The sequence below is a fragment of the Cupriavidus sp. HE11 genome, assembly GCF_056097175.1.
Map to the genome: position 1 here is coordinate 2,887,008 of NZ_CP184464.1, position 22,186 is coordinate 2,909,193.

At 65.0% G+C, this 22,186-nt stretch carries 18 protein-coding genes and 1 riboswitch; of the genes, 5 read left to right on the forward strand and 13 right to left on the reverse strand.

The window, feature by feature from the left end; genetic code table 11:
* The first annotated feature begins 43 nt into the window (after positions 1-43).
* Positions 44-967 carry an aldose 1-epimerase gene (locus ACOABP_RS13405; RefSeq protein WP_474225547.1) on the forward strand — a complete coding sequence of 308 codons (924 nt, stop codon included), beginning with the start codon at positions 44-46 and terminating at the stop codon, positions 965-967.
* Between the two features lie 154 nt (positions 968-1,121).
* Here the strand turns inward: ACOABP_RS13405 and ACOABP_RS13410 are convergent, their stop codons facing one another.
* On the reverse strand, positions 1,122-2,138 hold the full coding sequence (locus ACOABP_RS13410; RefSeq protein WP_066739021.1) for a class 1 fructose-bisphosphatase: 1,017 nt from the start codon (positions 2,136-2,138) through the stop codon (positions 1,122-1,124).
* 88 nt (positions 2,139-2,226) lie between these two features.
* The gene (gene pepN / locus ACOABP_RS13415) at positions 2,227-4,920 is read right to left on the reverse strand and encodes an aminopeptidase N (RefSeq protein WP_474225548.1); all 2,694 of its coding nucleotides are present in this window, start codon (positions 4,918-4,920) and stop codon (positions 2,227-2,229) included.
* A 182-nt stretch (positions 4,921-5,102) separates the two neighbouring features.
* Here pepN and ACOABP_RS13420 point away from each other — a divergent pair, with 182 nt between their 5' ends.
* Positions 5,103-5,774 carry a DUF4136 domain-containing protein gene (locus ACOABP_RS13420; RefSeq protein WP_474225549.1) on the forward strand — a complete coding sequence of 224 codons (672 nt, stop codon included), beginning with the start codon at positions 5,103-5,105 and terminating at the stop codon, positions 5,772-5,774.
* A gap of 208 nt (positions 5,775-5,982) precedes the next feature.
* On the forward strand, positions 5,983-8,304 hold the full coding sequence (locus tag ACOABP_RS13425; protein WP_066739019.1) for an NADP-dependent malic enzyme: 2,322 nt from the start codon (positions 5,983-5,985) through the stop codon (positions 8,302-8,304).
* A gap of 175 nt (positions 8,305-8,479) precedes the next feature.
* Here ACOABP_RS13425 and ACOABP_RS13430 read toward each other — a convergent pair whose 3' ends face one another.
* The 6 genes from ACOABP_RS13430 to ACOABP_RS13455 all read right to left on the reverse strand — a co-directional run bounded on the left by ACOABP_RS13430 (position 8,480) and on the right by ACOABP_RS13455 (position 14,320).
* Positions 8,480-8,725 (reverse strand): hypothetical protein, encoded by a 246-nt coding sequence (locus ACOABP_RS13430; RefSeq protein WP_029051014.1) that lies wholly within the window; start codon positions 8,723-8,725, stop codon positions 8,480-8,482.
* A 239-nt stretch (positions 8,726-8,964) separates the two neighbouring features.
* Positions 8,965-10,068 carry a porin gene (locus tag ACOABP_RS13435; protein WP_066739018.1) on the reverse strand — a complete coding sequence of 368 codons (1,104 nt, stop codon included), beginning with the start codon at positions 10,066-10,068 and terminating at the stop codon, positions 8,965-8,967.
* Positions 10,069-10,275: 207 nt separating this feature from the next.
* Complete coding sequence (uraD, locus tag ACOABP_RS13440; RefSeq protein WP_474225551.1) at positions 10,276-10,797, reverse strand: 2-oxo-4-hydroxy-4-carboxy-5-ureidoimidazoline decarboxylase; 522 nt, start codon at positions 10,795-10,797, stop codon at positions 10,276-10,278.
* Complete coding sequence (puuE, locus tag ACOABP_RS13445) at positions 10,794-11,738, reverse strand: allantoinase PuuE (RefSeq protein ID WP_474225553.1); 945 nt, start codon at positions 11,736-11,738, stop codon at positions 10,794-10,796. The genes uraD and puuE overlap by 4 nt, the downstream gene beginning before the upstream one ends.
* Before the next feature lie 222 nt (positions 11,739-11,960).
* Positions 11,961-13,367 (reverse strand): nucleobase:cation symporter-2 family protein, encoded by a 1,407-nt coding sequence (locus ACOABP_RS13450; protein WP_474225555.1) that lies wholly within the window; start codon positions 13,365-13,367, stop codon positions 11,961-11,963.
* A gap of 209 nt (positions 13,368-13,576) precedes the next feature.
* Positions 13,577-14,320, reverse strand: coding sequence for a GntR family transcriptional regulator (locus tag ACOABP_RS13455; protein WP_474225556.1), 744 nt, complete (start codon positions 14,318-14,320; stop codon positions 13,577-13,579).
* A gap of 346 nt (positions 14,321-14,666) precedes the next feature.
* Between ACOABP_RS13455 and uraH the strand changes: the two genes are divergently transcribed.
* Positions 14,667-15,020, forward strand: coding sequence for a hydroxyisourate hydrolase (gene uraH / locus ACOABP_RS13460; protein WP_153947558.1), 354 nt, complete (start codon positions 14,667-14,669; stop codon positions 15,018-15,020).
* A 31-nt stretch (positions 15,021-15,051) separates the two neighbouring features.
* Positions 15,052-16,263, forward strand: a complete 1,212-nt coding sequence (locus tag ACOABP_RS13465) for a urate hydroxylase PuuD (RefSeq protein WP_066739012.1) — start codon at positions 15,052-15,054, stop codon at positions 16,261-16,263.
* Positions 16,264-16,386: 123 nt separating this feature from the next.
* On the opposite strand, the gene ACOABP_RS13470 is transcribed toward ACOABP_RS13465, so the two are convergent.
* From ACOABP_RS13470 to xdhC, 5 genes are all read right to left on the reverse strand, one after another.
* Positions 16,387-16,962 carry a TMEM165/GDT1 family protein gene (locus ACOABP_RS13470; RefSeq protein WP_474225557.1) on the reverse strand — a complete coding sequence of 192 codons (576 nt, stop codon included), beginning with the start codon at positions 16,960-16,962 and terminating at the stop codon, positions 16,387-16,389.
* A gap of 30 nt (positions 16,963-16,992) precedes the next feature.
* A riboswitch (yybP-ykoY riboswitch) is annotated at positions 16,993-17,214 on the reverse strand.
* 68 nt (positions 17,215-17,282) lie between these two features.
* The gene (locus tag ACOABP_RS13475; protein WP_474225558.1) at positions 17,283-18,473 is read right to left on the reverse strand and encodes a fatty acid desaturase; all 1,191 of its coding nucleotides are present in this window, start codon (positions 18,471-18,473) and stop codon (positions 17,283-17,285) included.
* A gap of 172 nt (positions 18,474-18,645) precedes the next feature.
* The gene (gene guaD / locus ACOABP_RS13480) at positions 18,646-19,986 is read right to left on the reverse strand and encodes a guanine deaminase (protein WP_474225560.1); all 1,341 of its coding nucleotides are present in this window, start codon (positions 19,984-19,986) and stop codon (positions 18,646-18,648) included.
* Positions 19,987-20,068: 82 nt separating this feature from the next.
* A complete protein-coding gene (locus ACOABP_RS13485; RefSeq protein ID WP_474225561.1) occupies positions 20,069-21,133 on the reverse strand; it encodes an adenosine deaminase in 1,065 nt (354 codons plus the stop codon).
* A 44-nt stretch (positions 21,134-21,177) separates the two neighbouring features.
* A complete protein-coding gene (xdhC, locus tag ACOABP_RS13490) occupies positions 21,178-22,182 on the reverse strand; it encodes a xanthine dehydrogenase accessory protein XdhC (protein ID WP_474225562.1) in 1,005 nt (334 codons plus the stop codon).
* Positions 22,183-22,186 lie beyond the last annotated feature (4 nt).

Sequence of the window (22,186 nt, forward strand, 5' to 3'; positions counted from 1 at the left end):
TTCTCCCGCGCGGGAGAGGGGAGTCGACTTGTCGAGGATTGACATGCCCTGGCTTCCACCCGGCCCCCTTCATACGTTGCAAGCGGGCGCGCATACGCTGACGGTAGCCCCGGCCGCCGGCGGCCGCATGGCGTCGTTCGGAACCAAGCGTGACGATGGTCGTGTCATCGACTGGCTGGCGCCCATGCCGCGGCAGGCGCTGGAACAAGGCTTCGACGCGTTCCAGTGGCCCAAGGCCGGCAGCTATCCCTTGCTGCCGTTCTCCAACCGCATCCGCGAGGGCCGGTTCCACTGGGACGGGCGCGATATCGATCTGCCCGCCCATCCGGGGCAGGCCCATGCGATGCACGGCTTCGGGCATGCGCGCGCCTGGGCGGTCATCGAGCAGGCCAGCGACCGTATCGTCATGGCGCTGGCCCATGTACCGGCAGGCGGCGACTGGCCCTGGCCGATCCATGCCCGGCAGACGCTGCGGCTGACCGAAGACGGCCTCGATGCCGAACTGATGATCCGTAATGATGGCGAAACGGCCATGCCGGTTGGTGGCGGCTTTCATCCCTTCCTTGCCCGTGTGCCGGGCATGCGGTTGCAGTTCGACGCGTTGCATATGTGGCCGGCCGACGCTGGCGGCGTCGCTACGGGCCGTACGGTGGTGGGGGATCGCGAGCGCTTCCTGCGCGAGCGCCATCTGCCGGAGACCGACCTGAGCGTCTATTACAGCGGCTGGAAACGCATGGCGACGCTGAAGCGGCCCGACGGCGCCATGCTGACGCTACGGGCCGGCGAGGAACTGGATCACTTGGTGCTGCATGCGCCGGGCGGCTGCGATTTCGTGTGCCTGGAGCCCGTGTCGCATGTGGCCGATGCGGTCAACCTGTCGGTGCGCGGCTGGGAGGGCACGGGGCTGCGCAGTCTGGCCGCCGGCGATTCGGTCACGTGGCGCATGCAGTGGCAGATCGCCCTCTGACGGCTGCCGGAAGCGGAAGGGAAGACGGAAGGGAAGACGGAAGGGAAGGCGGAGGGAAAGGAGAAGGCCGAAGCCGGAATTCTCCGAAGAACCAAAGAAAACAGGGCGCCGAGGCGCCCTGTTTGCATGGAAGTTCCGCAGTGGTGCCGGCGGATCAGGCCTTGCTGGCCGCTTCCTGGTGGTAGCGCGTGACGCGGTCCACCTCGTTCTTCGAACCCAGGACCACCGACACGCGCTGGTGCAGCTTGGTGGGCTGGACGTCCAGGATGCGCTCGTGGCCGTTGGTGGCCGCGCCGCCGGCCTGCTCGACCAGGAACGCCATCGGGTTGGCTTCATACATCAGGCGCAGCTTGCCCGGCTTCTCGGGTTCGCGCTTGTCCCACGGATACATGAAGATGCCGCCGCGCGTCAGGATACGGTGCACATCGGCCACCATCGACGCAATCCAGCGCATGTTGAAGTTCTTGCCGCGCGGACCTTCGTCGCCGGCCAGGCATTCGTCGATGTACTGGCGCACCGGGGGTGCCCAGTGACGCATGTTGGACATGTTGATCGCGAATTCCTTGGTGTCTTCCGGGATCTTCACGTCCGACTGGGTCAGCACGAAGCTGCCGGCCTCGCGGTCCAGCGTGAACATGTGCACGCCATTGCCGACGGTCAGCACCAGCGTGGTCTGCGGGCCGTACACGGCGTAGCCGGCCGCCACCTGGTGCGTGCCCGGCTGCATGAAATCGCTCTCGGTCACGGTCTCGCCCGGCTTGTGCATGTGCAGCACCGAGAAGATCGTGCCGATCGACACGTTCACGTCGATGTTCGACGAGCCATCGAGCGGATCGAACAGCAGCAGGTATTCGCCCTTCGGGTAGCGGTTCGGGATCTCGTAGAACGAGTCCATTTCCTCGGACGCCATGGCCGCCAGGTGGCCGCCCCATTCGTTGGCGTCCAGCAGCACTTCGTTGGCGATCACGTCGAGCTTCTGCTGCGTTTCGCCCTGGACGTTGCCAGTGCCGGCCGAGCCCAGCACGCCCGCGAGGGCGCCCTTGCTGACGGCGTTGGAAATGGCCTTGCAGGCGCGCGCAACCACCTCGATCAGCAGCCGGAGTTCCGGCTGGATCGTATTGTGCTTGCGCTGCTCCTCGACCAGATAGCGGGTGAGGCTGATGCGTGTCATGGTGGGTTCTCCTTGGATGGCCGCCATTCTACAGGGCCGGCGCAACGGACAGGCCGTTTTCAGCCCGCCGTGCGCCTTGGAGGACACATCAGCTTGCCAGCGCCTTGCTGACGATTTCGCGCACATCGCGCGACAGCGTGGGCGCCGCCGCCACACGCTCCAGCGCCGCGCGCATGCGGTCGCGCAGCGGGATCTCGTACTTTTGCCAGCGATCCATGACCCGCGCCAGCCGTGCGGCCACCTGGGGGTTGATGGCGTCGAGCGCCAGCACCTGATCGGCCCAGAATGCATAGCCCGAGCCGTCGGCGGCGTGGAACTGGGCCGGATTGCCCGAGCAGAAGCTGAAGATCAGCGACCGCGCCCGGTTCGGGTTGCGCAGGTTGAAGGCGGGGTGCTCCATCAGCGCGCGCACCGTGTCGATCGTGCGCTTGCCGGCGTGCGGGCCCACCTCGCCGCGCTGCATGCCCTGCAGCGAGAACCACTTGTCGATGACCAGCGCGTCGTCCTCGAAGCGCTCGTAGAAATCGGCCAGCGCATGCTCGCGGCCCGGCGCGAAGCTGTTGACCAGTGCCGACAGCGCGGCAAAGCGGTCGGTCATGTTGCCGCTCTGCTGGTAGTGCTGGTCGGCCAGCGCCTGCAAGTCGGCGTCGCCGCTGTCGGCCAGGTAGCCCAGCGCCAGGTTGCGCAGCGCCCGCTTTGCCATCGAGTCGGCATCGGGGCTGTAGTCGCCCGGCGTGGCATTGGCCTGGTAGGCGGCCAGCCATTCGGCCTTGAGCGTGCGGGCCAGCCCTTCGCGCATGAACAGGCGGGCACGATGGATGGCGGCCGGATCGGCCACGCCCATGCGCTCGGCCAGATAGGCCTCGGCCGGCAGCATCAGGGCCTGCTCGCGGAACGCGGGGTTCAGCGATCCATCGGTCAGCACGGTGCGGAAGGCCGCCACCAGCGCCGGGTCGAGCTTCAGTTCGCGCTGGGCCTGCACATCGGCCACAAGTTGCAGCAGCGCACGCGTTGCCAGGCGCTGGCCGGCTTCCCAGCGGTTGAATGCATCGCTGTCGTGCGCCAGCAGGAAGGTCAGCTCGGCATCGGTGTATTCGTAGTCGACGATCACTGGCGCCGAGAAATTGCGCAGCAGCGAAGGCAGCGGGGCCTTGGCGCCCGTGGGCAGGCCCACAAACCGGAAGGTCTGTTCGGCGTGCGTGAAATCGAGCACGCGCGTGGTGCCGGCCGCCTGCGCTTCGCCGTCGAGTTGCAGCGGCAGGTCATTGCCGGCGGCGTCGATCAGGCCCAGCGCGAACGGGATATGGAACGGCTGCTTGTCCGGCGAGCCGGCCTTGGTCTCGATGCCGACCTTGGGGCAGCGCTGCGTCAGCGTCAGCGAGAGGGCGCCGGCAGCGCCATCCCATTGCGTGCGGGCCGTCACCACCGGGGTGCCGGCCTGGCCGTACCAGAGACCGAACTGCTTGAGGTCGCGGCCGTTGGCGTCGGCCATGGCGGCGCGGAAGTCGTCGCAGGTCACGGCCTGGCCGTCATGGCGCTTGAAGTACAGGTCCATGCCACGGCGGAAGCCGTCGCGGCCCAGCAGGGTCTGGTACATGCGCACGACCTCGGCGCCTTTCTCGTAGACCGTGACCGTGTAGAAGTTGTTGATTTCCTCGTAGCTGTCGGGGCGCACCGGGTGGGCCATCGGGCCGGCATCCTCGGGAAACTGCACCTGGCGCAACACGCGTACATCCTCGATGCGCTTGACCGCACGGCCCGACTCCGAGCCCATCATGTCGGCCGAGAATTCCTGGTCGCGGAACACGGTCAGGCCTTCCTTGAGCGACAGCTGGAACCAGTCGCGGCAGGTCACGCGGTTGCCGGTCCAGTTGTGGAAGTACTCGTGCGCCACCACCGATTCGATATTGGCGAAGTCCACGTCGGTGGCGGTCTGCGCATTGGCCAGCACGTACTTCGTGTTGAAGATGTTCAGGCCCTTGTTTTCCATCGCGCCCATGTTGAAGTCGCTGACGGCGACGATCATGAAGCGGTCCAGATCAAGCTCAAGGCCGAAGCGTCGCTCGTCCCAGCGGATCGAGTGGATCAGCGAATCCATGGCATGGCGCGTCTTGTCCAGGTCCTGGGGCTCTACCCAGACCTGCAGCAGCTTTTCCTTGCCCGACGCCGACACGATCTTCTCTTCGATGCGTTCCAGCTTGCCGGCCACCAGCGCGAACAGATAGGACGGCTTGCGGAACGGGTCTTCCCAGACGGCCTCGTGGCGGCCATCGGGCAGATCGCCCTGCGACAGCAGGTTGCCGTTGGACAGCAGCACCGGGCAGGCGGCGCGGTCGGCGCGCAGCGTCACGCGGTAGGTGGTCATCACGTCCGGACGATCCAGGAAATACGTGATGCGGCGGAAGCCTTCGGCCTCGCACTGAGTAAAGAAGTTGCCATTCGAGACATACAGGCCCGACAGCGTGGTGTTGGCTGCCGGGTTGCAGGCCGCCGTGATTTCCAGCGTGCCCTGCGCGGGCAGGCCGGTCAGCGTGAGCGTGTCGTCTTCGGCGCGGCAGGTGGTGAACGGCTGGCCGTCGAGCTTGATGCCGATCAGTTCCAGCGCTTCGCCGCTTAGTACCAGCGGGGCATCGGCGGCGCCGGTGCGCTGCAGCTTCAGCGTGCTGGTGACGATGGTGCGCTGCGGGTCGAGGTCGAGCACGAGGTCGACATGATCGATGGCAAACGCGGGCGGGGTATAGTCCTTGCGATAGACGGTAACGGGCGTGTCGGTACGCAGCATGGGGAGATCCTGTCTTCGGGTGACCGGGGGCGGCGGGCCTTGAACGGTAAGAACCGGCCCTGAAGCCCCCATTGTAGCCAAGCAGTTTCAGGCCTGCGTTGCACCGGGGCCGGCGTGGGAATTCGGCCGCCCCGATCGTGTCTGAGGAAACGTGACCGAACCAAAAATAACGAGGTATGGCGATGTGGCAAGCAGCGGTTTCCTGGGGAGTGCAGCGTGGCCGGGGTGGCCTGGGGGTATGGCTGGCGCTGGGCGCGCTTTGGTTGTCGGGCTGCGCCAGCACCGTCACCACCGAGGTGACCGCGTTCCGCGACGCGGGATGGAGCAATGACGCGCCGCGTACCTACGCATTCGACCACGCGCCGCAGCAGGACGCACAGCTTGATCGCCAGACCTACGAGCTGTGGCTGTCCCAGGTCCTGTCCGGCATCGGCTTCGAACAGGCGCCGCCCAGGCAGGCACGTTACCTGGTGACGATGGAATATGACGCCGCCCCCGGCTTCGTGCGCGTGGCGGAAACCGTCTACCCCGATCCCTGGTATGGCCCGTATGGCCCGTACTGGGGGCCGTACGGCTGGTATCGCCCGTGGGGGCCGTATGGCTGGGGGCCGGGCTACTGGCCGCCGCAGACCGTGGTGCGCGATGTGCCGGTGACGTTCTCCAACCTGCGGGTGTTCTTCAAGGATGCTGCCAGCGGCAAGCGGGTCTACCAGGTGACGGCGCGCAACACCACCGAGGGCGGCGACCTGACGGCCGTGATGCCCTACATGATCCGTAGCGCGTTCGCCAATTTCCCGGGCGAAAGCGGGCGACCGCAGCGCATCACGCTGGAAGTCCAGAAGGACCAGAAGTAATGAAAAACCGGCATGCATTCGTCGACATTCGTCTACCGGCAGGTCGCGCCGAGGGGCGAATCGTATTCGCTACCGTGAGGTAAAAGCCGTTTTTCGCCTCCGCGCCGTAAAAACACTGTCCGGACCATTGCAAAGGCCTGCCGGCACGGTATGGCTGGGCTAGAATGACTGCTCGATTTTTTTCGCCTTCTCTTTCCGGACAAGCAGAATGAGCAGCAAGACCAGCGGTGATGCACCGCAACACGCCCCGAACAGCCCCGAAGCACAACTGCGTCTGGCCGCGCTGGAATACCACCGCAGCCCGACCAAGGGCAAGATCCAGGTAACGGCCACAAAGGCGCTGTCCAACCAGCGCGACCTGTCGCTGGCCTACTCGCCGGGCGTGGCCTACGCCTGCGAGGAGATCCACAAGGATCCCGCGATGGCCGCCGAGTACACCTCGCGCGCCAACCTGGTGGCCGTGATCACCAACGGCACTGCCGTGCTGGGCCTGGGCGACATCGGTCCGCTGGCCGGCAAGCCGGTGATGGAAGGCAAGGGCTGCCTGTTCAAGAAGTTCGCAGGCATCGACGTGTTCGACATCGAACTCGATGCGCGCGATCCGGACAAGATCGTGGAAATCGTCGCCGCGCTGGAACCCACGCTGGGCGGCGTGAACCTGGAAGACATCAAGGCGCCCGAGTGCTTCTACATCGAGAAGAAGCTGCGCGAGCGCATGAACATCCCCGTCTTCCACGACGACCAGCACGGCACGGCCATCATCTCGGCCGCGGCACTGCTGAACGGCCTGAAGGTAGTGGGCAAGGACATCGCCAAGGTCAAGCTGGCCGTGTCGGGCGCCGGCGCTGCCGCCATCGCTTGCCTGGACACCATGGTGAGCCTGGGCGTGAAGCGCGAGAACGTCTTCGTGGTCGACTCGAAGGGCGTGATCTTCCAGGGCCGCGACGCGAACATGGAAGCCAACAAGGCCCGTTACGCGCAAGATACGGCCGACCGCACGCTGGCCGACATCGTCAAGAACGCCGACGTCTTCCTGGGCTGCTCCACCGCGGGCGTGCTGAGCGGCGACATGGTCAAGACCATGGCCGACAAGCCCATCATCCTGGCGCTGGCGAACCCGGAGCCGGAAATCCGCCCGGAAGTGGCCAAGGCCGCGCGTCCGGACTGCATCATCGCCACCGGCCGTTCGGACTATCCGAACCAGGTGAACAACGTGCTGTGCTTCCCGTACATCTTCCGCGGCGCGCTCGATTGCGGCGCCACGAAGATCACGGAAGAAATGAAGCTGGCCTGCGTGAAGGCCATCGCCGAGCTGGCCGAAGCCGAACTGAACGATGCCGTTGCCGCTGCCTACGGCGGCCGCGAGCTGAAGTTCGGCCCTGACTACATCATCCCCACGCCGTTCGACCAGCGCCTGATCGAGAAGATCGCGCCGGCCGTGGCCAAGGCTGCGGAAGAGTCGGGTGTGGCCACGCGTCCGATCAAGGACCTGGAAGCCTACCGCCAGCAACTGACGAGCTACGTCTACCACACCGGCCTGATCATGAAGCCGGTGTTCTCTGCCGCCAAGGCCGCGCCCAAGCGCGTGGCTTACGCCGAGGGTGAGGAAGAGCGCGTGCTGCGCGCCGTGCAGGGCGTGGTGGACGAAGGCCTGGCCCGTCCGATCCTGATCGGCCGTCCGCACGTGATCCAGATGCGCATCGAGAAGGCCGGCCTGCGCCTGCGCCCCGGTGTCGACTTCGAACTGATCAATCCGGAAGACGATCCGCGCTACCGCGCCTATCACGAGGAATACCACGCACTGCGTGGCCGCGATGGCGTGACGCCGGACATGGCCAAGGTGGCGCTGCGCCGTTCGAACACGCTCATCGGCACGATGCTGATGCACATGGGCGACGCCGATGCGCTGCTGTGCGGCACCGTCGGCCGCTTCGAGGCTCATCTCGAACACGTGCGCGACGTGATCGGCCTGGCGCCGGACGCCAAGGTGTTCGCCGCCATGAATGCGCTGATGCTGGAAAAGCACACGCTGTTCATCACCGACACGTTCGTGAACGATGACCCGAGCGCCGAGGAACTGGCCGCGATCACGCAACTGGCCGCCAAGGAAATCGCACGCTTCGGCCTGCATCCGAAGGTGGCCATGATGTCGCACTCGATGTTCGGTTCGTCCACGCGTCCGTCGGCACGCAAGATGCGCGACGCTGCCGCGATCCTGGCCCGCGTGGCGCCGGAACTGGAAGTGGAAGGCGAAATGCAGGGCGATGCCGCGCTGGACGAGGACGTGCGCCGCCACTTCCTGCCCACCACCAAGCTGGCCGGCAGCGCCAACCTGCTGGTCATGCCGACGCTGGATGCCGCCAACATCGCGTTCAACCTGCTCAAGATGACGGGCGGTCAGGGCGTGACGGTGGGCCCGATCCTGCTGGGCGCCGCCAAGCCGGTACACATCCTGAACCCGCAGGCCACCACCCGCCGCATCGTCAACATGACGGCCGTGGCCGTGGCGGAGGCTGGCGCGATCCGCTAAGCACTGCGTCCCGATCTGCGAGTTTTGCAGATCTGATGGTCGAAAAAGGAAACCGGGCCGCGAGAGACTCTCGCGGCCCGGTTTTTTTGTCGGTGCGCTGGCACGTCTGCCGGGGTGTCAGCGCGTCGGCGGGTCAGTACGCACGATTGGCGTGCGCGCCAGCCAATACTCCTGGCTATTGCAACACGTTGTACTGCTCCCGCATCACCACGATGATCGAACGGGCCGCGGCCATCTGCTGTGCCAGATCGTCGAAGGTGTCCTGGCGAAAATCGACCTCAGCGCTCCAGTTGCAACCGGTGTGGTCCGGCGAATGCACGCGCATCGCATGCAATTCCACCTCACCGCATTCCGGGTTGTTATCCAGGCACTGGCTCAGGATGGCCATCAGTTCCGATCGGGATTTCACATAGCGCCGCATGCGTCACCTCACTCGTCCTGGTTTACGTGGTCCGGCACACAGTCCGGAAGACCAATCTAGGTAGAACGGGGGGGAGGCGCCAATTGAATCGGCCTATGAAGCAATGGCTTCCGATCCTGCTGCATCTGCGCAAGATTGCGCTGCGGCGCAGCATTGTGGCGCAAGAGAGACTGTCACGCGCAAGAAAAAAGCCTGCCGCGAGGGCAGGCTTCAGTTCCGCGGTAATACCGAATGCAGGATCAGAACTTGTGGCGGACGCCCACGCCGAAGCTGTCGCCGTGCTCGAGGCCCGTGATCTTGTCGTAGTAGTACGCCGCGTAGACGTCGGTGCGCTTGGACAGGTTGTAGTCGTACGCCAGCGCGAACGTGTTGCGCTTGAAGCTCGACAGTTCGTTCAGCACGCGGCCGTACGAGTACGACGCGAGCACGTTGCCTGCGCCCACCGGCACCGAAACGCCGCCCTGGCCGTCGATGTGCTTGATGTCGCCGTTGGCGTTGGCGTTCACGTTGGTCTTGATGTACTGGCCTTGCAGGAAGACCTTGAGCATCTTGAAGTCATACGACGCGCCAGCCTGTACGGCCGATTGCTTGTCGAAGCCAACGATGTACGGCGTGTTGGCGTTCGGCGTGGTCGGCGGGTTGGTCAGGTCGAACGGGGTGTTGTCGAACTTGACCTGCTGGAAGGCCAGCGTTGCCGCAAACGGGCCCGAGAAGTAGGTCACGTTGCCGCCCCACTTGTTCTTGCTCGAGTTGCCGGCCGATTCGCCGAAGCTGTAGATGAAGTTGGCGGTCAGGCCGCCGAAGTTCGGCGTCGAGTAGACGATCGAGTTGTTCCAGCCCGAATCGCCGATGATGCCCGGGTCGTACACGGTGCCGTTGTTGGCGCCGAAGTACGTGTGGAAGATCATCGGACTGAAGACGTACGAGTCAACCAGCGGGTTGAACAGGATCGTCGACACGAAGTACGGCGTGGTGTTGCGGCCCAGCTTGACGGCGCCGTAGCGGTCGTTCTGCAGGCCGACGTAGGCGTTACGGCTGAACATCGAGTCGCCGTTGAAACGGCCGCCGCTGCCGCTGTCGGTGCGGAAGAAGCCGTTCAGGTCGAAGATGGCCTTCGTGCCCAGACCCAGATCCTCGGTACCCTTGATGCCCCAGTACGAGGTTTGCATGCCCCCGGAGTTGGCCACGAACGCACGGTCATTGCTGCCCGGGTTCTTGATGCCGCCGACGAACATATCAGCCTGGCCGTACAGCGTGACGCTGGACTGGGCCATGGCTGCGCCGGAAAAAAGGGTAGCCGCGATTGCCGCCAGCTTGAGAGCCGGCTTGTACTGCTTCGTCATGTAAGACCTCCGTGGTTGTGATGCTGCTCAGAACGTTTTCTTGTGTGCCGGGACCCTGACGGGGTCTTCTTCTGCGTGGTACCTCGGCCGTGCACGGAAGTCTGCCGGTGCAGTGGGGACCGGCGCGGCCGAGGTACCTGTTTTACAGCGATGCTGCGTCGCTGAACGTTCCTGAATTTCTCTCTCTTTACTGCCGTGGATTTTTTTTCAGGCGGATACTAAGTCGTTCAGGCGGAACTGCGCAATGCGGTGAATCTGGTTGATGCATGTTTGCAACTCCACCGCCGGCTCGTTCTCGATACGCCTTGCAAAAGCGTCGATGATCCCGTGCCGGTCGTAGCCGCGCACGGCCAGGATGAACGGGAAGCCGAACTTGCGGTTGTAGGCCGTGTTCAGGTCCTGCAGGCGCTGGAATTCCTCGGCCGTGCACTGGTCCAGGCCGGCTCCGGCCTGCTCGCGCGTGGATTCGGCGGTCAGTTCGCCGCGTACCGCGGCCTTGCCGGCCAGTTCCGGGTGGGCGCGCACCAGCTTGACCTGGGCGTCCTGGCCGGCCGCGTCGACCGCGCCGCGCAGCGCGGCGGCCAGTTCGGCGGTGTTGGCAAACGGGCGTTGCTTCGCGGCCGCTTCGGCAAACCACGGCGAGTGTTCGTAGATGCCGCCGAGTACCTTGATGAACTCGGCTTCGGGCATCGCATTCAGCTGGGTGATGGTGTAGGTGTTCTGGCTCATGCCTGGCTCCGGTACGGGTGGGTGTCGATCCAGTGGCGCGCGATGTCGACGCGCCGGCAGATCCATACCTTGTCGTGCGATTGCACGTAGTCCAGGAACCGCTGCAGCGCGCGGAAACGTCCCGGGCGGCCCAGCAGGCGGCAGTGCATGCCCACCGACAGCATCTTCGGCTGGTCCTGGCCGCTGGGGTCGCCTTCGGCGTACAGCACGTCGAAGGCGTCCTTCAGGTACTGGAAGAACTGCTCGCCCGTGTTGAAACCCTGCGGCGTGGCAAAGCGCATGTCGTTGGAGTCGAGCGTGTACGGCACCACCAGGTGCGGCTTCTTCTCGCCGCCGGTCACCTCCACTTCGGTCCAGAAGGGCAGGTCGTCGCCGTAGTAGTCGGCGTCGTACAGCAGCCCGCCGTGCTCCACCACCAGCTTGCGCGTGTTGGGGCTGTCGCGGCCGGTGTACCAGCCCAGCGGCATGTCGCCGGTCAGTTCCTTGATGATTTCCATGCCGATGCGCATGTGCTCGCGCTCGGTGGCTTCGTCCAGGTTCTGGTAATGGATCCAGCGCCAGCCGTGGCAGGCGATCTCGTGGCCCAGGTCGACGAACGCGCGCGTCAGCTCGGGATGGCGCTGCAGGGCCATCGACACGCCGAAGATCGTCAGCGGCAGCTTGCGGCGTTCGAACTCGCGCAGGATGCGCCAGACGCCCGCACGCGAGCCGTATTCATAAATGCCCTCCATGCTCATGTGCCGGGCCGGATAGGCCGCGGCGCCGACGATCTCGGACAGGAACTGCTCGGACGCGGCGTCGCCGTGCAGCACGCAGTTCTCGCCGCCTTCTTCGTAATTGAGCACGAACTGCAGCGCGATACGCGCACCGCCCGGCCAGCGGGCGTGCGGTGGCTGTGCGCCATAGCCAATGAGATCGCGTGGATAGTTATCGTGTGTCATCTCGTTGTGTCTGCTTCAGGAGAGAAATCCAAACTGCTGCCCCCGACCCGCTTGTTCGGGCGAGGGCCTGGCCGGAACCTGGAGCGCACTGGCTTACGCAAAGCGCGTGCCAGAGTTCCGCCGGAGGACTTGACAAACGGCGCGCAAAGCGTTGCGGATTGTCTGCGCGAAATTGTCGAGTCCGATTGTCGAGCGTCAATTGTTCGTGGTTCGTGCCTGACGTTACTCCGTGCCGTGGGTGTTCGCGGCGGCGCTGCGCATGGCTTCCTCGGCCGACTGGATACCGTTGAAGAACAGGTTCAGCGCCACGGCCACGATCGTGCCCAGCACGATGCCGCTGTGCGTGAACGGGTCGGTCCACTTGGGCAGGTACTGGAACAGCGTCGGCGACAGGGTCGGGATCATGCCGAAGCCGATCGAAATCGCCACGATGAACAGGTTGTGGCGGTTGCGGTTGAAGTCGCAGGCACCCAGGATGCGGATACCCGTGGCTGCCACCATGCCGAACATCACGATGCCGGCGCCGCCCAGCACGAACTGCGGCACCGATGCCACCACGTGCGCCATCTTCGGGAACAGGCCGAAGGCGATCAGGATCAGGCCGCCGGCCGCCGCCACGTAGCGCGAGCGCACGCCGGTCACCGTGACCAGGCCCACGTTCTGCGAGAACGACGTGTACGGGAACGTGTTGAACACGCCGCCGATCACGGTGCCCAGGCCGTCGGCGCGCAGGCCGGCGGTCAGGTCCCTGGTGCTCAGCTTGCGGCCGGTGATGTCCGACAGGGCCAGGAACATGCCGGTGGATTCCACCAGCGTGATCAGCATGACGATGCACATCGACAGCACGGCGGTCAGCTCGAACGTCGGCATGCCGAAGTGCAGCGGCGTGATGACGGCCACGTAGCTGGCTTCATGCAGGCCTTCGAACGACACCTTGCCCATGGCCATGGCCACCAGCGTGCCGATGATGATCCCCAGCAGCACCGCGCAGTTGGCTACCAGGCCACGGCCGAAGCGCGTGAGCAGCAGCACCACCACCAGCACCAGGCCAGCGATGGCAAGGTTGCCAAGATCGCCATAGGCCAGGTTCGGTACCTCCTTGACCACGCCGTCGATCACGGCGCGCGTGGTGGGCTGGCCGCCGCCGGCCCAGTTGATGCCCACGCGCATCAGCGACACGCCGATCAGCGTGATCACCGTGCCCGTGACAACGGGAGGAAACAGCCCGAGCATGCGCCCCATCATCGGCGCAATCAGTATCCCGAACACCCCTGACGCGATTACCGCGCCATAGATGCCGAGCAGGCCCACGTTGGGATCGTTGCCGATGGCGATCATCGGCGCCACCGATGCGAACGTGACGCCCATCATCACGGGCATGCGGATGCCGAACTTCCAGAAACCGAAGGCCTGGATCAGCGTTGCCAGGCCCGCCGCGAAGAGGTCGGCATTGATCAGGAAGGCCAGCTGGTCCTTCGGGAGCTTGAGCGCGCCGCCGACGATGAGCGGGACGGCAACGGTGCCGGCATACATCACCAGCACGTGCTGCAGGCCCAGCGCCAGCAACCGCCCGGAGGGCAGCCGCTCGTTTGTCAGATCCGTGGGGACCGTGGTGCTTGCGGAATTCATGGGTGTGTCTCCTCTCCTTTGGTTTCGATGGGAACGCGCGCCGGGTTCCACCCTTGACCGCTCTGTCGTTGCCTCTTGTTGTGGGCGATTGTTGGCGGTTCTTGTCCGGTTTTCAGTCGCGCCTCTGGCGGGCTTGATCAGCGACGGAAAACCGGTGGGCCTGCATCGGCAACAGGGGACCTCTGTTGCCCGGCGGCGGGAACATCGTGCTAGGTGGAGCGGCCCAGCACGGTGCGAAGATCGAAGTTGCCGGGCTCATCCGGCTGCACGCGGTCCGCGCAGGCGCCAAGGTGGTGCGCCATGCGCGACTGGGCCAGTGCGGCATCGCCCTGTTCCAGTGCGTCGAGAATGTCGTCGTGCTCGTCGAACGAGCAGGCGTTGTGACCAGGGGCTTCCACGCTGGCAATCATCAGCGTGGTGCGCGACACCAGCCGGCGCATCATCGTCACCAGCAGTTCGTTGCCGGAAAGCTCGGCCAGCGCGGTGTGGAATTCGGCCGACAGGCGGATCCAGGTCGGGCGTTCGTGGGTCAGGAAGGCCTGGCGCTCGTCGTTCACCATCTTGCGCAACGGGGCGATCACGCTGCGCACGTTGGGCATGGCGGCCAGCTTTTCCAGTACCGCGCGTTCCAGCATCTGGCGCAGTTCGAACATGTCATGGGCCTCGTCGGTGGACGGGCTGGCAATGAACGCGCCGCGGTTCGGCTCCAGGTCGACCATGCCGTCGGCGGCCAGGCGCGACAGCACCTTGCGCACCGTGTGACGTGCGGTGGCATAGATTTCGCAAAGCGAGTGCTCGGTCAGCTTCGTGCGCGGCGGCAGCCGGTGCTCCATGATCGCGTCGTAGATCTCGTGATACATGCGCTCTTCCACCGACCCCTTGCGGGCGGGCTTGTTATCGGTGGGCGCGGGCAGGGCGTCGGCGGCGGCAATCAGCTTGAGATTCTTGGACATGCTGGGCACTCGTAAAAGCAGGGGAGGCGATGGTCAGCGATCGTAGCGAGCCGTTCACACATCAACATCAAGGGTCTTGATATCGATCATTTGGCTTCGCCGATCTAAAAATTGTTGACAATTATTTGGATATGCAAGCACCATTGTCAACAAAACCGACCCAGGTTTTCGACAACTACGGGTATTTACCGAGTTGTCATCAGGATAGGGCAGGCGCATTGTCGCCTCGCACCAATCCAGCGCCGGGATGCGTTGAAACACGTACCGAGCGGGCACCATTTCCCACAAATGGTGCTAGTGAAGGCAGCGGCGCCCCTCACAACCCACACTCCAAAGGAAGAACAGGATGGGACGCTTGACCACTCACGTTCTCGACACTGCCGCCGGTACGCCCGGTGCCGGCATGTCGGTTACCCTGCATAAAATTGTCGACAATCGTCGCGAGACCCTGAAGTCGATCCAGACCAACCACGACGGCCGTGCCGACCAGCCCCTGCTGGAAGGCGCCGACCTGCAGCCTGGCGTCTACGAACTCGATTTCGGCGCTGGCGCCTACTTCCGTGCCCAGGGCGTGAAACTGCCCGAGCCGGCATTCCTTGATGTGGTGACGCTGCGTTTCGGCATTGCCGACACGAACGCGCACTACCACGTGCCCCTGCTGGTGTCGCCGTGGTCGTACTCGACCTACCGCGGCAGCTGAGTCAAGGCGGACGGGAACAAGGAGACAAGTCATGGAAGGCTACATTCTCGACTGGGCCAATCTGCTGTTGCGTTGGCTGCACGTCATCACGGCGATCGCCTGGATCGGTTCGTCGTTCTATTTCGTCTGGCTGGACAACAGCCTGACGCGTCCCATCGATACCGGGCTGAAGGACAAGGGCGTCGACGGCGAACTGTGGGCCGTGCACGGTGGCGGCTTCTACAACCCGCAGAAGTACCTGACCGCGCCGAAGTCGCTGCCCGAGAACCTGCACTGGTTCTACTGGGAGTCGTACTCCACGTGGATGAGCGGCTTTGCGCTGCTGGTGGTGCTGTACCTGTTCAACGCCAGCACGTTCCTGATCGACAAGAACGTCTACGACATGTCCCCCGGCGCTGCCGTGGGCTTTGCCGTGACGTACCTGATCGTCGGCTGGGTGGTCTATGACGCGATCTGCCGCATCTTCGGCAAGAGCGACCGGACCGTGGGCATCCTGGTGGCCGTGTATGTGGCCGTGGCAGCCTTCGTGGCCTGCCATATTTTTGCGGGCCGTGCGGCATTCCTGCTGACCGGCGCGATGATCGCCACGATCATGAGCGCGAACGTGCTGTTCTGGATCATCCCGGGTCAGCGCAAGGTGGTGGCGGCACTGAAGGCCGGCCAGCCGGTGGACCCGATCCACGGCAAGCGCGGCAAGCAGCGCAGCGTGCACAACACGTACTTCACGCTGCCGGTGCTGTTCGCGATGCTGTCCAACCACTACAGCATGACGTACGCGGCCAAGAACAACTGGCTGGTGCTGATCATGGTGATGCTGGCTGGCGTGATGATCCGTCAGTTCTTCATCCTGAAGCACAAGGGCAAGATCAACATCGCGTGGCCGGCCGCCGGTGTGGCATGCCTGGGCCTGGTGGCATTCCTGATCGCCCCGCAGCCGCGTCCGCAAGTCGCCAAGAGCGCCGACGGCGACGCCGCCGCGACGGCCGTGAGCTTCGTGAAGGTGCAGGAAATCATGAACACGCGCTGCGTGCAGTGCCATGCCGAGCAGCCGAAGATGATGCCGACGGCCGCCAAGGGCATCAAGCTCGACAGCGCCGACGGTATCAAGTCGCACGCCCAGCTGATCTACCAGCAGGCCGTGCAGCAGAAGGCCATGCCGCTGGGTAACGTCACCCAGATCACGGACGACGAACGTGCCCTGCTGGGCCAGTGGTTCGAGGGCGGCGCAAAGACGACCAACTAATTTGACCGGGCATCGGTGATCGACGGTCCGGAGGCTGCGCAGTCAGCAGCCGGCTGTACCGGACCGGCGAGGGTTTGAGCGGGGCTTCGGCCCCGTTTTTTTATTTGTGCTGCCGATGCGGCATCAGCCGCCCACGTTGAACAGTGCCAACAGGCCCAGCACCAGGAAGATGGCCGCGGCAATCTTGTGGACCAGCGCGATCGGCATCTTGTTGGCGAAGCGGTCGCCCAGCAGCACGGCCGGTGCATTGGCCAGCATCATGCCGAACGTGGTGCCGGCAACCACGGCCAGCACTTCGCCATGGAAGCGGGCTGCCAGGGCTACGGTGGCGATCTGCGTCTTGTCGCCCATCTCGGCAAAGAAGAACGCGACGATCGTGGTGCCCAGGATGCCCAGCGCGCCCTTGACCGGCTTGGCTTCCTCCGCGTCGTCGAGCTTGTCGGGAATCAGCATCCAGCCTGCCATCGCGATAAAGCCAAGGCCAAGAATCCAGCGCAGCAGGTTGGCGCCCAGCACGCCGGTAATCCAGCCGCCCAGCGCGCCGGCAAAGCCGTGGTTGACCAGGGTGGCGATCAGGATGCCAACGATGATGGGGAGGGGCTTGCGATACCGCGCGGCCAGCACGAGCGACAGCAGCTGCGTCTTGTCGCCCATTTCGGCGAGCGCGACGATACCTGTGGAGACGAGGAACGATTCCATTTTTATAGGTGCAATAACCGGGCCGCAAACGCATCTCGCGAGATGCCAATGACACACACCTTTCCCGGCCCGGCCAGAAAGGTATGGTCATCGGTCTCGCCAGGCGCCGGACACAAGGTCCTGGGCTGCGCACGCCATAACCGCCTGCCGAACCGGCATTTGGTCAAGTCTGTTGACGTACGCCCCTGTCTTCCGGGTGCCGCATTGCGCGGCGCGGTGAGATCAGGGCGGCTACTCCCCAATGGAAGTTCGCATTTTAGCCAGACCGATGGGTAATGTCCATCAATCTGGCTTTTTTGCGATGTCTTTGCAAATGATTCTCAGGCCGGGACCGGGCTGTTCTCGCTGGTCTGGCGACCGCGGAAATCGGTCCAGCACAGGGCCTTGAAGTCGTAGAGCTTGCAGTGGCGCGCGGTCTGGAAGTACCAGCGCCACGAGAAGTTCTCGATGATGATGCGGCCCGGCAGCGCGTGTTCGAGCAGCGCCTGCGCGCGCTTGAGCTGGTACAGCGGCACGCTCATGTCCACGTGGTGAGCCGTGTGTTCCATGATGTGATGTAGTGCCGCGCCAATGCCCATGCCGAAGCGCAGGTGCACGGTCGTCGACACGAACGGCTGGGCCTTGGCCCACATCGGCTTGGTGTCGTACCAGGCCACGCTCGTATGCGTGTGATGGACGTAGAGTACAAAGCCGACCGTGGTATTCCAGACCAGGAATGGCAGCACGAAACCGGTGCCGATCATCAGCAGCACGGACTGGTCCGTGGCGATGGCCAGCCAGGCCAGCGCGCCAATCCACAGCGCGCCGAACGCGGCCACCAGCGTGCAGTCCCACATGAAGATCGGGCGGCGCGTGGCCATCTGGCGCTTGCTCGGGAAGAACAGCTTGAACCACCAGATCTCGATCAGGTAGTACAGCCCGGCGCCAACGCCGTTGCGGTAGATGCGCTCCATCACACGGCGGCGGCGCGGCAGCGCGCGGAATTCCTCGAGCGAGTAGGGCGCCCAGACGAAGTCGAAGCCTTTCAGGTTGGTGTAGCCGTGATGCACGACGTTATGGCCCACTTCCCACAGGCTGTAAGGCGTCAGCGAGGGCAGGAAGGTCAGCCGGCCCAGCCATTTGTTCAGGCTGCGGTTGTCGGTCAGGCTCTGGTGGCAGGCGTCGTGGCCGATGATGAACAGCCGCGCGATGATCAGGCCGGCCAGCACGCCCAGGCCCACCTTGGCCCACCACGCCGACAGCAGCACCACGCCGGCCAGCACGGCCGCGAACAGCGCGTAGTCGAACGCGAACAGCATCAGCGCGCGTGGCGTGCTGCGGCGGCCCAGCGGGATCAGCCAGCTGCGGATGGTCTTGCGATTGGGGAACGGCGCCTCGAAGGCGATGGGTTCCGGCAGCGGAGCGTTGCCGGCAGGGCGGGTCTGGTGAGTCTGGCGGGCTTGGCCGGGGGCGGCCGCCGCGCCGATGTCTTGAGCATCGGCAGCGGAAAGGGTGTCGGATCGGGCAGTCATCGATGGTCCAGCGAGTCGGAATGCGGTGGCGCCCAGTCTTCGAGGGCGCACGGATGCGACAGGCTAGAAGGGTTTGATGACGATTGTGTTGATTCCGGTCAATACATGGCCTCTAAAAGGGGCTTTCCGTTCGCATGCGCCCGGAAAGCCCCTTGCCGGCAAGGCCGTGTGGTCAGGCTGCCACCGGCACGTCGGCCGTCTCCTCGCCCATGATGTAGACGCTGTCGATCACGCGGTCGTCGCCCAGCATCGCAAACGCGAACAATTGCTCCTCCAGCGTTTCCGAGCGGTGGCTGCGGCGCGCGATCAGCGGCGTGGCCTCGGGGTCCAGCACCAGGAAATCGGCCTCGCAGCCCGGCTCGAAGCTGCCGATGCGGTCCTGCCAGCCCAGTGCCTCGGCCGCCGCACGCGTGGCCAGGTAGAACATGCGCAGCGCGGTCAGGTGATAGCCGCCCATGCGCGCCACCTTGTGGGCCGCGTTCATCGTGCGGAACATCGAGAACGACGTGCCGCCGCCCACGTCGGTGGCCAGTGTCACGTTCAGGCGGTTGGCGTCGGACTGGTGGAAGTCATAGAAGCCGCTGCCCAAGAACAGGTTCGACGTGGGGCAGTGCGCCACGGCCGCGCCGCTGTCGGCCAGCCGGCGGCGATCCTCGGGGTCGAGGTAGATCGCGTGCCCATAGAACGCGCCCGGACGCAGCAGGTTGTAGCGGTCGTAGACGTCCAGGTAGCTGCGGGCGTCGGGGAACAGCTCGGCCACCCATTTCACCTCGTCGCGGTTCTCGGCCACGTGCGTCTGGATAAAGACATCGTCGTGGGCGCGGGCCAGTTCGCCGCAGGCGGCCAGCTGCGCTTCCGTGGACGTCGGCGCAAAGCGCGGCGTGATCGCGTAGGCCAGGCGATCCTTGCCGTGCCATTTCGAAATCAGGTCGGCCGACTCGCGCGCGCCGGACTCGGCCGTGTCGCGCAGGAATTCGGGGCAGTTGCGATCCATCATCACCTTGCCGGTGATCATGCGCATGTTGCGCGCCTGGCTGGCCGCGAACAGGCCGTCGGCCGAGGCGGCATGCACGGTGCTCCAGACCATGGCCGTGGTGGTGCCGTTGCGCAGCAGTTCGTCGGTGAAAAAGTCGGCCACGCCGCGCGCATAGGCGGCGTCGCTGAAGCGGCGTTCCTCGGGGAACGTGTAGGTATCGAGCCAGTGCAGCAGGCCCGGCGACGGCGACGCGATGATATCGGTCTGCGGATAGTGGATGTGCGTGTCGATGAAGCCCGGCACGATCAGCTTGCCGCGATGGTCGATCACCTCGGCGTCGGCGGGAATCTCGCCCGCCAGGCTGTCGTACGAACCGACGGCGGCAACACGGCCGGCCGTCACGATCAGCAGGCCGTCTTCCCAATACTGATAGGCATCGTCATGGAACTGCGGGTCGCGCAGGAAATGAAGGATGCGGCCGCGGATGGCGCGGGTGACGGCACCATTGGTGCGGGAATCAGGGGAAGTCGTCGTCATCGTCTTGTCTCGGGGCGGCCGGCACCCGCCCGTGCCATTCAGGCAGCGGGCGCGGCATCCGGCGTTCTGGGTATGCGCCCGCTTAGCTCGTGGTACTCACGTGAGCCGCTGCGGGCGGGGACATGGGCGTGGCCGACCAGAAGTGGTCGACCTCCGCCAGGAATTCGGCCTTCTGCGTGTCGGGCAGGAAGGCCGCTTCAAAACTGTTGCGGGCCAGCTTGTGGGCATCGGTCGCGTCCAGCGGCAGCGCGTCGAACGTGGCTTCCCAGTTGGCGTTCATGTAGCCGCCAAAGTAAGCCGGGTCGTCCGAGTGCAGCGTCACGGCCACGCCGGCATCGAGCAGCTGCTTCAGCGAATGGTCGCGCAGGTCGGGGTAGACCTTCAGCTTCTGGTTCGACAGCGGGCACACGGTCAGGGCGATGCGTTCGCGCGCCAGGCGCTGCACGAGCGCCGCGTCATCGATCGCACGCACGCCGTGATCGATGCGCTCGACCTTGAGGATGTCCAGTGCGTCGGTCACGTACTGGGCCGGGCCTTCCTCTCCGGCATGCGCCACCAGATGCAGACCCAGTTCCTTCGCCCTGGCGAACACGCGCGCAAACTTCTCCGGCGGGTTGCCGCGTTCGGACGAATCCAGGCCCACGCCGACAAAGCGGTCGCGGTAGGGCAGCGCGGCCTCCAGCGTTGCGAACGCGTCTTCTTCGGGCAGGTGCCGCAGGAAGCACAGGATCAGGCTGCTGGAAAAATCGTATTCGGTGCGGGCTTGCGCCAGCGCGTCCGAAATGCCGTCGATCACGGTGCCGATCGGCACGCCGCGCTCGGTATGGGTCTGCGGATCGAAGAAGATCTCGGCATGGCGCACGTTGTCGGCAACGGCGCGCTTGACGTAGTCCATCGTCATGTCGAAGAAATCTTCCTCGGTCAGCAGCACGCTGGCGCCGGCGTAGTAGATGTCCAGGAACGATTGCAGGTCGGTGAACGCGTAGGCCGCACGCAGCGCCTCCACGTCGGGGTAGGCCAGCTTGACGCTGTTGCGCTGGGCCAGCCGGAAGATCAGCTCGGGTTCGAGCGTGCCTTCGATATGCACGTGCAGTTCGGCCTTGGGGGTACGGCGGATCTTGTCCGCCAGCGCGGCATCGATGGTCATGGGGCCTCTTTTCTATGACTGACAGCCGGATCACGGCTGTGCTGTTACGGAAGCACCGCCTCCAGCCGGTTGGCACGCAGCGCGGCGATGCGCTGCTCGCGAACCTGCAACAGCTGGGCGACGATGGCAACCGCAATCATAGCCGGTGCCTTGTCGGTGATGCCCGCGACACCCATCGGACAAGTCATTTCCGCCAGGCGCGCCGGGTCCACGCCATGCTCCACCATGCGGTGCTCGAACTTAGCCCGCTTGGTCTTCGAGCCAATCAGCCCGAAGTACGCAAAATCGGTGCGCCGGAAGATCCGCTCGCAGAGCTGCTGGTCCAGCGCGTGGCTGTGCGTCATGACGATGAAGTACGAACCGGGCGGCGCCTGGTCGACCACCGCTTCGGGCGTGTCGGTGGCTTCGGCCTCCACGTTGTCGGGCAGGCCGCCCGGGAACAGCGTGTCGCGTTCGTCTACCCAATGCACGCGGCAAGGCAGCGTCGACAGCACCTTGACCAGCGCGTGCCCCACATGCCCGGCGCCGAACAGCACCACGTGCATTTCGTCGGGCACCAGCGTGTCCGTCCAGCAGTCGTCGGCCTGCAGCACTGCCGTGGGCAGCAGCGCGCGACTGGCGTCCACCGTGATCGTGCCAGCCAGCGGCACCGTGCGTTGCAGCGCGCGGCCGGCCCGGAAAGCCGCTTCGACGGCATCGAGCCAGGCCAGGTCGGCTTCGCCCAGCACCTCGAATGCGAGCTTCACCACGCCACCGCAGCACTGGCCCAGCGCCGGGCCCAGCGGAATGCGCTCGATGCGGCGATGGGGATTGCCGCGCACATGGCGGTTGGCCAGCATCGCACGCGCGATATCCATGCCGCGCCATTCCAGGTGACCGCCGCCGATGGTGCCGACCAGGTCGCTGGCCGTGACCAGCATGCGGATGCCGGGCTCGCGCGGCGCGGAACCCTTGACGTCGACGATGGTGACCATCGCCACGGGCACGCCGGCACGCACCCAGCGGGTGGCATCGGCGAAGCGGAACGGTTTGAGCGGGGCGTCCTGCATGGTG